The 14,332-nt window shown below is 63.1% G+C and carries 13 protein-coding genes; 6 read left to right on the top strand and 7 right to left on the bottom strand.

The window, feature by feature from the left end; all coding sequences use genetic code 11:
• Positions 1-69 precede the first annotated feature (69 nt).
• Entirely contained in the window at positions 70-1,359 is a 1,290-nt protein-coding gene (locus VJS90_RS17345; RefSeq protein WP_324122873.1) for a murein hydrolase activator EnvC, read from the bottom strand.
• A 136-nt stretch (positions 1,360-1,495) separates the two neighbouring features.
• Positions 1,496-3,037, bottom strand: coding sequence for a 2,3-bisphosphoglycerate-independent phosphoglycerate mutase (gene gpmI / locus VJS90_RS17340; protein WP_324122872.1), 1,542 nt, complete (start codon positions 3,035-3,037; stop codon positions 1,496-1,498).
• Positions 3,038-3,241: 204 nt separating this feature from the next.
• On the opposite strand from gpmI, the gene VJS90_RS17335 reads away from it, so the two are divergent.
• From VJS90_RS17335 to secB, 3 genes are read left to right on the top strand one after another with little or no spacing between them, the layout of a single operon-like run.
• Positions 3,242-3,655, top strand: coding sequence for a rhodanese-like domain-containing protein (locus VJS90_RS17335; RefSeq protein ID WP_324122871.1), 414 nt, complete (start codon positions 3,242-3,244; stop codon positions 3,653-3,655).
• A 1-nt stretch (position 3,656) separates the two neighbouring features.
• A complete protein-coding gene (gene grxC, locus VJS90_RS17330; protein ID WP_324122870.1) occupies positions 3,657-3,911 on the top strand; it encodes a glutaredoxin 3 in 255 nt (84 codons plus the stop codon).
• A gap of 39 nt (positions 3,912-3,950) precedes the next feature.
• Positions 3,951-4,439, top strand: a complete 489-nt coding sequence (gene secB / locus VJS90_RS17325; protein WP_324122869.1) for a protein-export chaperone SecB — start codon at positions 3,951-3,953, stop codon at positions 4,437-4,439.
• Positions 4,440-4,501: 62 nt separating this feature from the next.
• On the opposite strand, the gene trmL is transcribed toward secB, so the two are convergent.
• On the bottom strand, positions 4,502-4,957 hold the full coding sequence (gene trmL, locus VJS90_RS17320) for a tRNA (uridine(34)/cytosine(34)/5-carboxymethylaminomethyluridine(34)-2'-O)-methyltransferase TrmL (RefSeq protein ID WP_324122868.1): 456 nt from the start codon (positions 4,955-4,957) through the stop codon (positions 4,502-4,504).
• Here trmL and VJS90_RS17315 point away from each other — a divergent pair.
• Positions 4,956-5,393 carry a hypothetical protein gene (locus VJS90_RS17315; protein WP_324122867.1) on the top strand — a complete coding sequence of 146 codons (438 nt, stop codon included), beginning with the start codon at positions 4,956-4,958 and terminating at the stop codon, positions 5,391-5,393. The two genes, trmL and VJS90_RS17315, sit on opposite strands and share 2 nt — an antisense overlap.
• 210 nt (positions 5,394-5,603) lie before the next feature.
• Here the strand turns inward: VJS90_RS17315 and ntrC are convergent, their stop codons facing one another.
• The 4 genes from ntrC to glnA all read right to left on the bottom strand — a co-directional run bounded on the left by ntrC (position 5,604) and on the right by glnA (position 10,478).
• Positions 5,604-7,040, bottom strand: a complete 1,437-nt coding sequence (gene ntrC, locus VJS90_RS17310; protein WP_324122866.1) for a nitrogen regulation protein NR(I) — start codon at positions 7,038-7,040, stop codon at positions 5,604-5,606.
• Positions 7,037-8,122 (bottom strand): nitrogen regulation protein NR(II), encoded by a 1,086-nt coding sequence (gene glnL / locus VJS90_RS17305; protein WP_324122865.1) that lies wholly within the window; start codon positions 8,120-8,122, stop codon positions 7,037-7,039. Before glnL ends, ntrC begins: the two co-directional genes overlap by 4 nt.
• A 255-nt stretch (positions 8,123-8,377) precedes the next feature.
• Positions 8,378-8,920 (bottom strand): chorismate mutase, encoded by a 543-nt coding sequence (locus VJS90_RS17300; RefSeq protein ID WP_324122864.1) that lies wholly within the window; start codon positions 8,918-8,920, stop codon positions 8,378-8,380.
• A 151-nt stretch (positions 8,921-9,071) separates the two neighbouring features.
• Positions 9,072-10,478, bottom strand: coding sequence for a glutamate--ammonia ligase (gene glnA, locus VJS90_RS17295; RefSeq protein WP_324122863.1), 1,407 nt, complete (start codon positions 10,476-10,478; stop codon positions 9,072-9,074).
• Between the two features lie 333 nt (positions 10,479-10,811).
• Here glnA and thiI point away from each other — a divergent pair, with 333 nt between their 5' ends.
• Both thiI and typA read left to right on the top strand, forming a co-directional pair.
• Positions 10,812-12,266 (top strand): tRNA uracil 4-sulfurtransferase ThiI, encoded by a 1,455-nt coding sequence (gene thiI, locus VJS90_RS17290; protein WP_324122862.1) that lies wholly within the window; start codon positions 10,812-10,814, stop codon positions 12,264-12,266.
• Between the two features lie 128 nt (positions 12,267-12,394).
• Complete coding sequence (typA, locus tag VJS90_RS17285; RefSeq protein WP_324122861.1) at positions 12,395-14,215, top strand: translational GTPase TypA; 1,821 nt, start codon at positions 12,395-12,397, stop codon at positions 14,213-14,215.
• Positions 14,216-14,332: the final 117 nt, after the last annotated feature.

The raw sequence follows: 14,332 nt of genomic DNA, 5'->3' as shown, positions 1-14,332 counted from the left end.
CTGTAGACGCTCCGCGTGGAGCCTCGGCGCAGTAACGGACTGCGCTACGCCGTCAAATGTAGGAAGTGCCTATCCCTGGGCACGGCACCATTGCGCGGGGTCGCTGGGGCGGCCCTGCTGGCGGATTGCGAAGTACAGGCCTGCGTTGTCCTGCCCACCACTGTCGCCAACGGTGGAAATGGCATCGCCAGCCTTGACGATGTCACCGGCGCGTTTGAGCAGGCTCTGATTGTGGCCGTACAGGCTCAGGTAACCATTGCCATGATCGAGAATGACCAGAAGTCCGGCGCCGCGCAACCAGTCGGCGAAGACCACTCGTCCACCATGCACCGCACGCACCTGGCTGCCAACGGAGGCGCTGATCATCACGCCGTCCCACTTGGCCCGGGCGTCATCGCCCCGCGTTTCACCAAAGCGTGCAAGCAATCGACCATTGACCGGCCATGGAAGTTTGCCTCGGGCGGCAGAAAAAGCGCCGCCAAAGGTTTCTCCGCTGCTTGAAACCATGGGGCCCAAGGTGGTTTTCGATTTTTTCGGCGCTGCATCGCTGCCGGCCTGGGCGCGGGCCTGGGCGTCGCGCTGACGTTGGGATTCCTGCTCGGCGAGCAGGGCACGCTTGCGTGCCTCCTCGGCTTCGCGGGCCTGGCGCGCCAGGGTCTCTTCGATGGTCTTGAGCACGCGGCCCAGTTCAGCCTGGTCCTGCTGGCGGGACTGCAGCTTCTGGTCGCGGGCCTTGAGGTCGGTGTTCAGCCTGGCCAGCACCTGCTGGCGCTCCTGGCGCACGGTTTCGAGCTCGTGGCGCCGGCTGTCGAGATTGCCCTGCTGGGCCAGCAGCGCGGCCTGTTGCCGGGCAATGTCCTGCTCGACGCCCGCCAGTTTGGTCAGGGTCTCGTTGAAACTGCGCAGCTGTTCCAGGCGGGCCTGGCTGAGGTAGTCGTAGTAGGTCAGGGTGCGGGCAAATTTCTCGGGGTTCTGCTGGTTGAGCAGCAGCTTGAGGTATTCCTCGCGGCCATTCTGGTAGGCCGAGCGGGCCTGGATGGCGATCAGTCGCTGTTGTTCAATGCGGGCGCTCTGGAGTTTTTTTTTCTCGTTATCGAGGCGCTCCAGCTCGCCTTCGGTCTTTTTTAGTTCCTGTTGCAGGGCCTCCACCTGCTTTTCCAGCGTGCCGATGTCGGTTTCGGTTGCGCGCAGGTCTTTCTGCACACCGGATTTTTCATCCTGCAGCTTGCCGAGCATCTTTTGCAGCTCGGCGATGTCCTGGCGGGTGGCGTCGAGTTTCTGCTGGGTCTGTGCGCGCTCGTCGGCGAACGCCGGGGTGAGCAGGCAGGACAAGGCTAGGAGGATCAGGGCGCGGAGCATGGAGAGGGGATACCCAGGATGGAGACTGGGCTAGTATGCCCGCCCGGGGCTGCAAAAAAAATGGCTGGGGTACAAGCGGCGGGGCATCCGCCGAACGCGCCGCGCGAAGCGCGGCCCGTACAGGGGACTGCGTCGATCAGTTTGAGGATTCGACGAGTATCGAGGTCCCGGTCATTTCCGCGGGCACATCCATTCCCAGCAGCGTGAGCATGGTGGGCGCCACGTCGGCCAGCACGCCGCCTTCGCGAACCTTCAGGTCACGCTTGCCGACATAGATGAACGGAACGGGCTCGGTGGTGTGCGCGGTATGCGCCTGCCCGGTGCACTCGTCTTCCATCTGCTCGACGTTGCCGTGGTCCGCGGTGATCAGCGCTTCGCCGCCGACCTGCTCCAGCGCATCGACGATACGTCCAACGCAGTGGTCCAGCGCCTCGACGGCCTTTACCGCGGCTTCGAACACGCCGGTGTGGCCGACCATGTCGCCATTGGCGTAGTTGACCACGATCACGTCATAGCGCTGCTGCTCGATGGCCTCGACGATACGGTCGGTGACCTCCGGGGCGTTCATCTCGGGCTGCAGGTCGTAGGTGGCAACCTTGGGCGACGGGATGAGAATGCGCTCTTCGCCTTCGAACGGCTCTTCACGGCCACCGGAGAAGAAGAAGGTGACGTGGGCGTACTTCTCGGTCTCGGCGATGCGCAGTTGGGTCTTGCCGTTCTTGGCCAGGTACTCGCCGAGCACGTTGTTCAGGCTCGAGGGAGCAAAGGCCGCCGGCGCCGCGATCTTGGCCGAGTACTGTGTCAGGCCGATGAACGCGGCGACCTTGGGCAGGCGCGCACGCGGGAACTCGTTGAAGTCAGGCTCGACGAATACCCGCGACAGCTCGCGGGCGCGGTCGGCGCGGAAGTTCATGAACACCACGGCGTCGCCGTCCTCGACCCTGACCGCTTCGCCAATGCGCGTGGCCTTGACGAATTCGTCGCTCTCGTCACGCGCATAGGCCGCCTCGAGGCCCGCCACGGCGGTGTCGGCGGTGTACTCGGCCGTGCTGTCGACGATCAGGTTGTAGGCCGCGCTGACGCGGTCCCAGCGGTTGTCCCGGTCCATGGCGAAGTAGCGGCCGATGAGGCTGGCGATGCGGCCCTTGCCCAGGCGGGCGAAGGTGCTGTCGAGCAGCTCGATGGACGACTGGGCGCTGCGGGGCGGCGTGTCGCGACCATCGAGGAAGGCGTGCAGGTAGATCTTCTCGGCGCCCCGCTGGGCAGCCAGTTCGGCCATGGCGATCAGGTGGTCCTGGTGGCTGTGCACGCCGCCGTCGGAGAGCAGGCCGAGGATATGCACGGCCTTGCCGGCGCCAACCGCCGTGTCGACCGCGCCGGTCAGGACCGGATTGTTGAAGAACTCGCCGTCGCGGATCGCCTTGGTCACTCGCGTGAAGTCCTGGTACACCACGCGCCCGGCACCCAGGTTCATGTGGCCGACCTCGGAATTGCCCATCTGCCCGTCGGGCAGGCCGACGTCCATGCCGGAGCCGGAGATCAGGCCGTGCGGCCGGGTGGCGCGCAGGCGGTCGTAGACCGGCGTGGTGGCCGAGTAGATGGCGTTGTATTCAGGGCTTTCGCTGTGACCGAAACCATCAAGGATGATCAGGACCAGGGGTTTGGGCGTGCTCGTCATCAATCCCTCTCACGGTTGCTCAAGATGATAAAGACACGCATTTTAGGGCAAATCCGCCCGCCGTGACGAATAATCCTCAGGCGGCCTGCCAGTCGGGGCAGCGGATGGCAAGCGGCAGTGGGCCCAGGCCCGTCGGCCAGACTTTGGCCCACCTTGGGTGCTGTGTATACTGGCCAGCATTTTCAATGGCCTGGAACACCCCCGATGGTTGATAACCTGATTCGATTTGCGACAGAGCACTACATTCTGGTAGCCATCTTCGTCGTGCTGCTGGTGCTGCTGATTCTCAACGAGGCCCGCAAGGGTGGCCGTAGCCTGAGCAACGGCGAGCTCACCTCGCTGGTCAACAGCGACAAGGGCCTGGTCGTCGACATCCGTCCGGCCAAGGAGTACGCGGCAGGCCATATCGTTGGCGCCGTGAGCATCCCGCAGGACAAGCTGACCAACCGCATGGGCGAGCTCGAGAAGCACAAGGCCAAGACGCTGATCATCGTCGACAGCATGGGCCAGCACTCGGGCGGCGTCGCCGGCGAGCTGATCAAGGCAGGCTTCAGCGCCGCCAAGCTGGGCGGTGGCGTTTCGGGCTGGAAAGCCGATAACCTGCCGCTGGTGAAGTGACATGAACAACGTCATCGTCTACTCCAGTGACTACTGCCCCTACTGCTCGCGCGCCAAGTACCTGTTGCAGAACAAGGGCGTGGCGTTCGAAGAGATCAAGGTCGACGGCAAGCCGCAGCTGCGCGCCGAGATGAGCCAGAAGGCGGGCCGCACGTCGGTGCCGCAGATCTGGATCGGCAGCACCCATGTCGGCGGTTGCGATGACCTGTTTGCCCTGGAGCGCGCCGGCAAGCTCGATGCGCTGCTCAAGGGTTGATTTCACCCTTATCCAAGACCTTAGAAAGAAGGATCTGCCATGACTGAGCAACAGACCAACGGCGCCGCCGCAGCCGACGATACCTCCCCACAGTTCTCGATGCAGCGTATCTACGTGCGCGACCTGTCGTTCGAAGCCCCGAAAAGCCCGGCGATCTTCCGCCAGCAGTGGGAACCGAGCGTCGCGCTGGACCTGAACACCAAGCAGAAAGCCCTGGAAGGCGACTTCCACGAAGTGGTGCTGACCCTGTCGGTGACCGTCAAGAACGGTGAGGAAGTTGCCTTCATCGCCGAGGTGCAGCAGGCCGGTATCTTCCTGATCAAGAACCTCGACGCCGCGTCGATGAGCCACACCCTGGGCGCCTTCTGCCCGAACATCCTGTTCCCGTACGCCCGTGAGACGCTGGACAGCCTGGTGACCCGTGGCTCGTTCCCGGCGCTGATGCTGTCGCCGGTGAACTTCGATGCACTGTACGCGCAGGAAATGCAGCGCATGCAGGAAGCGGGTGAAGCGCCTTCGCTGCAGTAATCGGTTTTGCGGTAAATGAAAAAGCGCCTTCATGGCGCTTTTTTTATGGCACTACAGGCCTGTCAGGCAAACCCCTGCTGGCGCCACGCCTCGTACACCGTGACCGCCACGGTGTTGGACAGGTTCAGGCTGCGGCACCCAGGCTGCATCGGCAGGCGCAAGCGCTGCTCGGCTGGCAGGCTGTCCAGCACCTCGGCAGGCAAGCCTCGGCTCTCGGGCCCGAACAGGAACGCATCCCCCGGCTGGAACGCCACCTCGTGGTAAGGGTGCGAAGCCTTGGTGGTGAACGCGAACAGCCTGGGCTGGCCAAGGCTCTCCAGGCATCCGGCCAGGCTCTCATGACGCTTGAGCGTGGCATACTCATGGTAATCCAGGCCTGCCCGGCGCAGGCGCTTGTCATCCAGCTCGAACCCGATGGGTTCGATCAGGTGCAGGTCGCAGCCGCTGTTGGCGCAAAGCCGGATAATGTTGCCGGTATTCGGCGGAATCTCTGGTTGAAAAAGGATGACGTGAAACATGCACGGCTCCGAGCGTGAAGATGACGAGCATTCTACCCCTGAACCGGACCCGCGTTCTAAGGCCTGGCCGCGGATGCTGTTCTCGTTGGCCCTGTTCGGCGTGCTGGTCGGTCTGATGATCGGCCGCCTGACCACGCCCGAGGAGCGCGTGCTCGAGCAGGTGGAGGTGGTCGAAGGTGGGCTGGACCTGTGGTTCAACGAGCAACCCAAGCTGCATGGCGAGAACGTGGACGGCACCCTGGCGTTGCTCTTCGAGGCCAGCGGCAAGGTTCAGCGGGGTCAGTTGCGGATGCAGGGCAAGCCGGTCAGCTGGCGAGTGCGGAAAAGCGATAGGGGATTGTTGGTGAGCCTGGTCGCCGCGCGCCCCCTGCACGGCGAGTGGACCGGTGCGGAGGACGCGGGGCGTTGGCGTGTGCAGGTGAGGCTGCACGAATAAAAGAGGGGATTTCCCGGCCTGCCTGTACCGAGGTCCCCAAAACTGGATGTACCTAGGTTATTGCAGGTGTCGTGCCAACTTTGAAAAAGCCGGGAAATGGGCGTTCCAGAGGGGTTCTGCGCGGTTTTACAGGGGTTGGGTGCATTGCGGCGGTGCAGGGGGCACAGGATCGGTGCATGGGCCGGGGCCGGCGGGCGGCCCCGGGGTCGGTCAGTGATCATCCCCTTCGTCGTCGTCCCCGCCATCGACCTTCATCCCCAGCTCCTTGATCTTGCGGGTCAGGGTATTGCGCCCCCAGCCCAGCAGCACCGCGGCATCCCGGCGGCGCCCGGCCGTATGCTTGAGGGCGGTCTCGATCATGATGCGTTCGAAGCTCGGCACCGCGCTGTCGAGCAGGTTCGACTGGCCGCGGGCCAAGGCCTGGTCGGCCCACTGGCGCAGGGCCTGTTCCCAGTTGGTGACCGGCGCGGCATCCTGGGGCAGGTTCAGCAGCTCCGGCGGCAGATCACCCACCAGCACCTCGCGGCTCGAGGCCATCACGGTGATCCAGCGGCAGGTATTCTCCATCTGGCGCACGTTGCCGGGCCACGGCAGGTTGCGCATGAACTCTTCGGTTTCCGGCTTGAGCAGCTTCGGCTCGACCGACAGCTCCTGCGCGGCGCGGCCGAGGAAATGCCGGGCCAGGGCCGGGATGTCCTCGCGCCGGTCAGCCAGGCGCGGGATATGGATGCGGATCACGTTCAGGCGGTGGAACAGGTCTTCGCGGAACTTGCCGGCCTGCACCAGGGTTTCAAGGTTCTGGTGAGTGGCGGCGATGATCCGCACGTCGACCTTGACCGGCACATGGCCGCCCACGCGGTAGAACTCGCCGTCGGCCAGCACGCGCAACAGACGGGTCTGGGTGTCGGCCGGCATGTCGCCGATCTCGTCGAGGAACAACGTACCGCCGTCGGCCTGCTCGAAGCGCCCTCGGCGCAGGTTGGCAGCGCCGGTGAACGCGCCTTTCTCATGGCCGAACAGCTCGGACTCCATCAGGTCCTTGGGAATCGCCGCCATGTTCAGCGCGATGAACGGCGAGGCCGCGCGCGGGCTGTGGCGGTGCAGGGCGTGGGCGACCAGCTCCTTGCCGGTGCCGGACTCGCCATTGATCAGCACGGTGATGTTGGAGTGGCTCAGGCGGCCGATCGCGCGAAAGACCTCCTGCATCGCCGGAGCCTCGCCGATGATCTCGGGGGTGCGGGTCAGGCTGGGAGGGGTGTGCAGGCCTTGCTGCTCCTGGGCGTGCTGGTTGGCGCGCTTGACCAGGGAGACGGCTTCGTCGACGTCGAACGGCTTGGGCAGGTACTCGAAGGCGCCGCCCTGGTAGGAGGCCACGGCGCTGTCCAGGTCCGAATGAGCGGTCATGATGATGACCGGCAGGCGCGGGTGCTGTTCGCGGATCTGCGCGAGCAGGTCCAGCCCGCTGGCGCCGGGCATGCGGATGTCGGAGATGATCACGTCCGGCTGCTGCCGGGCCAGGCGGCCCATCACGCCATCGGCGCTGTCGAAGCTCTGGGTGGTCATGCCTTCCTGTTGCAGGGCTTTTTCCAGTACCCAACGGATTGAGCGATCATCGTCGACGATCCAGACGGTTTCACTTCGGCTCATGAGGCAGTGGCTCCTTGTTCCAGAGGCAGGAAGATCGAGAACGTGGTGTGGCCGGGGTGGCTGTCACATTCGATCAGGCCCTGGTGCTGGCTGATGATGTTCTGGGTAATGGCCAGGCCGAGCCCGGTACCGTCCGGGCGTCCGCTGACCATGGGATAGAAGAGGGTGTCCTGCAGTTCAGCCGGAATGCCGGGGCCGTTGTCGATGAGTTCGACGCGGGCCACCAGGCGATGGCGGGTGTGGCCGATGGTGAACTGGCGCATGGCCCGGCTGCGCAAGGTGATGCGGCCCAGGCGCAGCTCGTTCTGGCTACTGATGGCCTGCATGGCGTTGCGCACGATGTTGAGCACGGCCTGAATCATCTGCTCGCGGTCGATCAGCACGTCGGGCAGGCTTGGGTCGTAGTCGCGCACCAGAGTGATGCAGCCTTGGCTTTCCGCATCCACCAGGCTGCAAACGCGCTCCAGCACCTCATGGATGTTGGTCATGGCCAGCGAGGGCAGCTTGTTCGAGCCGAGCATGCGGTCGACCAGGTTACGCAGGCGGTCGGCTTCCTCGATGATCACGTTGGTGTAGTCGCGCAGCTCTTCCTCGGGCAGTTCGCGGGCCAGCAACTGGGCCGCGCCGCGGATCCCGCCCAGCGGGTTCTTGATCTCGTGGGCGAGGCCGCGCACCTGCATCTTGGTGGTTTCCTGCTTGGAGAGCTGGGCCTCTTCCTTGGTGATGCGCAGCAGGCGGTCGCGTGGGTGGACCTCCAGCAGCAGCAGGGTCTGGCCCTGGGTCGGAATCGGCGTGACGGCGTAGTCGACGATCAGGCTCTGGCCGGTCAGCGAGGTCAGCTGGGCTTCGCGCTTGGTGAACGGATGCGCCTGCTCCACCGCCTGGCGCAGGGAGTTGAGCGCCTCTGCCGATTCGGTGAACAGCTCGCTGATGAATTGCCCATGGCTGCGCTGGCCGCTGATGGCCAGCAGCATCTCGGCCGCCGGATTCATGTATTCCAGGCGCAAGTCGGCGTTGAGCAGGAGGGTCGCAGTGGTCAGGTTGTCGAGAAGCAGTCGGTGCTGTGCATCGCTGATGGTCATGGGGCGTCGTTGACCTCTTTTGGCACATGGGCGCCCCGGGCTGGGCCAAGGGCGGGCGCGCTGGAAATCCGCTGATACGAAGAAAATGCAAAAACCAAACCAAGGCTCCGAAAAGAAGCGGGATTTGCAGATAAGGACCTGTATTCGCGCGGTTCCAGCGGGAAAAGCCCCGCTTTGCAGATTTTCATGAACCAAAGTGGGGACAGGACAGGCTAAAACCATTCAGCCATGCACCAACATAGAGCATAGAGGCTTTCAGGGTTTCCCGCACAGCTGGCCGGTGGCGCGGACAAGGGCAAGATGGCGGACCGGATCATCGGTGCGCTGGGCCAGCGTGCGCGCCAGTACGTGCGCGCAGCGCGGCACGGGGTGCTGGTCCAGCAGGGCCAGATGCTCGAGCAGTTGCGCTTGCAGGCGGTCTAGCCGGGGGCGCAGTTGCTGGTGCAGGTCCTGGCGCTGGGTGGAGGGCGAGCGCTGTTGCAGCTGCCAGGACGACAGGGCGCTGTACTGCAGGAGTTTGTTGGCTTCCATCTGGTCGCTGAAGAACGCTTCGGCGCGGTCCGGGTCCAGTTGGTGTTCAGGCGCGGCGCGGCGCACGCTCTCCAGCACCTGCCGCTCGCGGGCCGTGGCCTGCACAGGTTGGCGCAAGTCCCATTTGTGAAGCGCCACGGCTTCGGCGATGTCGAGGCGCCGCTCGATGCTGTCGAGCAACGGCTCGAGGGGGCCGGCTGGCTGGCCTGGGGAGGTGCAGCCCTGCAGGGCCAGAAGCAGCAGTGGGACGAAAGGGTAGGGGCGCATGATGATCTCCTTGGCAAAAGAAGACCGGAGTGTGGGCTGATGGCCTGGTTGCGCCAGTCGGCTTTTTCGCTTTGTTCTGTAGGCAAAAAGAAAAATGGCCTCACGAGGAGGCCATTTTCAATTGAGACATCGGACGCCAGGCGTCAACGCATCAGACGCTGTAGTACAGGTCGTATTCCAGCGGGTGAACGAAGGTGCGCACGCGGATCTCTTCCTCGGATTTCAGGTCGATGTAGGCATCGATGAAGTCGTCGGAGAACACGCCGCCCTTGGTCAGGAACGCACGGCCCTTGTCCAGCTCTTCCAGGGCTTCTTTCAGGCTGCCACAGACCTGTGGGATTTCCTTGGCCTCTTCTGGCGGCAGGTCATACAGGTTCTTGTCGGCGGCGTCGCCTGGGTGGATCTTGTTCTGGATACCGTCCAGGCCAGCCATCAGCAGCGCGGCGAAGCACAGGTACGGGTTGGCTGCCGGGTCCGGGAAGCGCGCTTCGATGCGGCGGGCTTTCGGGCTGGAAACGTAAGGGATACGGATCGAGGCCGAACGGTTACGGGCCGAGTAGGCCAGCATGACCGGCGCTTCGAAACCAGGTACCAGACGCTTGTAGGAGTTGGTGGCCGGGTTGGTGAAGCCGTTCAGCGCCTTGCCGTGCTTGATGATGCCGCCGATGAAGTACAGGGCGGTTTCCGACAGGCCGGCATAACCTTCGCCAGCGAAGGTGTTCTTGCCTTCCTTGGCGATCGACATGTGCACGTGCATGCCCGAGCCGTTGTCGCCGTACAGCGGCTTCGGCATGAAGGTCGCGGTGCGGCCGTAGGCGTCGGCAACGTTGTGCACGCAGTACTTCAGGGTCTGGACTTCGTCAGCCTTGGCAACCAGGGTGTTGAACTTGACGCCGATTTCGTTCTGGCCGGCAGTCGCCACTTCGTGGTGGTGAACTTCGACGACCTGGCCCATTTCTTCCAGGGCGTTGCACATCGCGGTGCGGATTTCGTGGTCGTGGTCGACTGGTGGCAGAGGGAAGTAGCCGCCTTTGACACCTGGACGGTGGCCCTTGTTGCCGCCTTCGACGTCCTGGTCGGTCATCCACGAACCTTGTTCGGAGAAGATCTTGAACATCGAGCCAGAGATGTCGGACTTGAACTTGACGTCGTCGAAGATGAAGAACTCAGGCTCGGGGCCGACGAAGACGGTGTCACCGATACCGGTGGTCTTCAGGTACTCTTCGGCGCGGCGGGCGATGGCGCGCGGGTCGCGGTCGTAGCCTTGCATGGTGGACGGCTCGATCACGTCGCAGACCAGGATCAGGGTCGGCTCTTCGGTGAACGGGTCCAGCACGGCGGTGCTGTCATCCGGCAGCAGGATCATGTCGGAGGCTTCGATGCCTTTCCAGCCTTCGATCGACGAGCCGTCGAACATCTTGCCGGCTTCGAAGAACTCATCATCCAGCGCATCGCGAGCTGGCATGGTGACGTGTTGCTGCTTGCCTTTGGTGTCCGTGAAACGCAGATCAATCCACTTGACGTCATGATCTTTGATGAGCTGAACCGACTTCGACATGTTGTCCTCCGGATGGTCTAGGGCACGGTAGGCCGTTGCCCTGCAAAAAGGGTGTCGCTGGGCGCGCATAGTCGGCCAAGCTTACCTGCCTCACAAGGGAGCAAATTGCATGCCAGTGCCCAAAAATGGCCAGGTTGCGCCAAGCTCGGTCTTTTTGAGCCATGTAGCCATTCCATTGAGTGTTTTTCTGCACCCATAAGAGGCGCTCCGACCGCCATGCGCACCAAAATAGAGCGGTCAAAACCTTCTGTACAAAAGTTGCTCAAACCTTGAGCAATTTCCGCTATAATTCGCGCCCTTCTTTTTCAGCTGGCCCTTCGCGCGCTGTAGACCATGAAACTAATCGTCAAAGTCTTTCCAGAAATCACCATCAAGAGCCGGCCGGTGCGCAAGCGCTTCATCCGTCAATTGGGCAAGAACATCCGTGTCGTGCTCAAGGACCTGGATCCGGAGCTGAAGGTCGATGGCGTCTGGGACAACCTCGAGGTGGTCACCCGCGTTGAAGACGAAAAGGTCCAGCGCGAGATGGTCGAGCGCCTGCGCTGCATGCCAGGCATCGTTCACTTCCTGCAGGTCGATGAGCACCCGCTGGGCGACTTCGACGACATCGTCGCCAAGTGCAAGGCCTACTTCGGCCACCTGCTGGCCGGCAAGCGCTTCGCGGTTCGCTGCAAGCGCGGCGGCCACCACGACTTCAGCTCGATGGACGTCGACCGCTACGTCGGCAGCCAGTTGCGCCAGCAGTGCGGTGCCGCGGGTATCGACCTGCGCAACCCCGAAGTCATGGTACGCCTCGAGATCCGCGACCAGCGGCTGTACATCATCCATAACCAGCACCAGGGCATCGGCGGATACCCGCTGGGCTCTCTGGAGCAGACGCTGGTACTGATGTCCGGTGGTTTCGACTCCACCGTGGCCGCCTACCAGATGATGCGCCGTGGCCTGATGACCCACTTCTGCTTCTTCAACCTGGGCGGCCGTGCCCACGAGCTGGGCGTGATGGAAGTGGCCCACTACCTGTGGAAGAAGTACGGCAGCAGCCAGCGCGTGCTGTTCATCAGCGTGCCGTTCGAGGAAGTGCTCGGCGAGATCCTCGGCAAGGTCGACAACAGTTACATGGGCGTCACGCTCAAGCGCATGATGCTGCGCGCCTCGGCCAAGGTCGCCGAACGCCTGCAGATCGATGCCCTGGTGACCGGCGAGGCCATCTCCCAGGTGTCCAGCCAGACCCTGCCCAACCTCGCGGTGATCGACCAGGCCACCGACAAGCTGGTCCTGCGCCCGCTGCTGGCCAGCCACAAGCAGGACATCATCGACACCGCGTACCAGATCGGTACCGCCGAGTTCGCCAAGCACATGCCCGAGTACTGCGGCGTGATCTCGGTGAACCCGACCACCTGCGCCAAGCCGCACCGCGTCGCGCAGGAAGAGAACAAGTTCGACATGGCCGTGCTGGAGCGCGCCCTGGAGCGCGCCCGCTTCATCTCCATCGACAATGTGATCGATGAGCTGGGCCAGGATATCCAGGTCGAGGAAGTCGCCGAGGCCATGCCCGGTCAGATCGTCATCGACATTCGCCACCCCGATGCCCAGGAAGACGAGCCGCTGGTGCTCGATGGCGTCGAGGTGCAGGTTTTGCCGTTTTATGCGCTCAACAGCCGCTTCAAGCACCTCGATGGCAACCGGCAGTACCTGCTGTATTGCGACAAGGGTGTGATGAGCCGGCTGCATGCGCATCACCTGCTCAGTGAGGGACATGCCAATGTGCGTGTTTATCGTCCGACATAAGACGCCGGGGCTGTATGGCGGCAGTATCCGCCATCGCCCTCCCGACCGACGGGCCCGCTGAGCCTTGTTCATTCATATTGGCCGCCTAGAATGGGCGGCAAACCGAATCCTCTGATCGAGATACATTTGTGATCGAAAATCTGCGTAACATCGCCATCATCGCCCACGTTGACCATGGTAAAACCACCCTGGTCGACAAACTCCTGCGTCAGTCCGGCACCCTGGAGCGTAACGAGCTCAACGACGAGCGCGTCATGGACTCCAACGACCAGGAAAAAGAGCGCGGTATTACCATTCTGGCGAAAAACACCGCCATCAACTGGAACGGCTACCACATCAACATCGTCGACACCCCCGGCCACGCCGACTTCGGTGGCGAGGTGGAGCGTGTGATGTCGATGGTCGACTCCGTGCTGCTGCTGGTCGACGCCCAGGACGGCCCTATGCCGCAAACCCGTTTCGTGACCAAGAAGGCTTTCGAAGCCGGCTTGAAGCCGATCGTGGTCATCAACAAGGTCGACCGTCCGGGCGCGCGTCCTGACTGGGTTCTGGACCAGATCTTCGACCTGTTCGACAACCTCGGCGCCACCGACGACCAGCTGGACTTCCAGGTTGTCTACGCCTCGGCCCTGAACGGCATCGCCGGTCTCGACCACACCGCCATGGCCGAAGACATGACCCCGCTGTACCAGTCGATCATCGACAACGTACCTGCGCCGGCCGTCGACCGCGAAGGTCCGTTCCAGATGCAGATCTCCGCTCTGGACTACAACAGCTTCCTGGGTGTGATCGGCGTTGGCCGTATCGCCCGTGGCCGCGTCAAGCCGAACACCCCGGTCGTCGCCATCGACACCGAAGGCAAGAAGCGCAACGGCCGTATCCTGAAGCTGATGGGCCACCATGGCCTGCACCGCGTCGACGTCGAAGAAGCCCAGGCTGGCGACATCGTCTGCATCAGCGGTTTCGACGAGCTGTTCATCTCCGACACCCTGTGCTCCCCGGACGCGGTCGAAGCGATGAAGCCACTGACCGTCGACGAGCCGACCGTTTCGATGACCTTCCAGGTCAACGACTCGCCGTTCTGCGGCAAGGAAGGCAAGTTCGTCACCAGCCGTAACATCAAAGAGCGTCTGGACAAAGAGCTGCTGTACAACGTTGCACTGCGCGTTGAAGAAGGCGACTCGGCTGACAAGTTCAAGGTCTCCGGCCGTGGTGAGCTGCACCTGTCGGTACTGATCGAAACCATGCGCCGCGAAGGCTTCGAGATGGCCGTTGGCCGTCCTGAAGTGATCATCCGCGAAGTGGGTGGCGTGAAGCAGGAACCGTTCGAGAACGTCACCATCGACATCCCTGAAGATTCGCAGGGCAAGGTCATGGAAGAGATGGGTCTGCGTAAGGGCGACCTGACCAACATGGTGCCGGATGGCAAGGGCCGTGTACGCCTGGAATACAACATTCCGGCCCGTGGTCTGATCGGTTTCCGTAACCAGTTCCTGACCCTGACCAACGGCGCAGGCATCCTGACCTCGATCTTCGATCGCTACGACACCATGAAGTCGGGCCACATGTCCGGCCGTCAGAACGGCGTACTGGTTTCGGTCGAGACCGGCAAGGCGCTGACCTACTCGCTGGAGACCCTGCAGGCGCGTGGCAAGCTGTTCATCGAGCACGGTCAGGACATCTACAACGGTCAGATCATCGGCCTGAACAGCCGCGACAACGACCTGGGCGTGAACCCGACCAAAGGCAAGAAGCTCGACAACATGCGTGCTTCGGGCAAGGACGAGACCATCGCCCTGGTTCCGCCGGTTCGCTTCACCCTGGAACAGGCCCTGGAATTCATCCAGGACGACGAGCTGTGCGAAGTCACGCCGAAGTCGATCCGCCTGCGCAAGAAGCTGCTGGACGAAGGCGAGCGTACCCGCGCTGCCAAGAAAGCCAAGGCCTGATCCGCTAGCCTAGGCTGAACAAAAACGCCCCCGGTCGAGAGACCGGGGGCGTTTTTGTTTGTGGGGTGTCAGTGATGGCCCCTTCGCGGGCAAGCCCGCTCCCACAGGTACAGCGTT

It is taken from the genome of Pseudomonas sp. (assembly GCF_035277045.1).
In the GTDB taxonomy this organism is placed as follows: Bacteria; Pseudomonadota; Gammaproteobacteria; order Pseudomonadales; family Pseudomonadaceae; genus Aquipseudomonas.
Note: the sequence above shows the minus strand (reverse complement) of the source record. Positions and strands in the feature narration are given on the sequence as shown.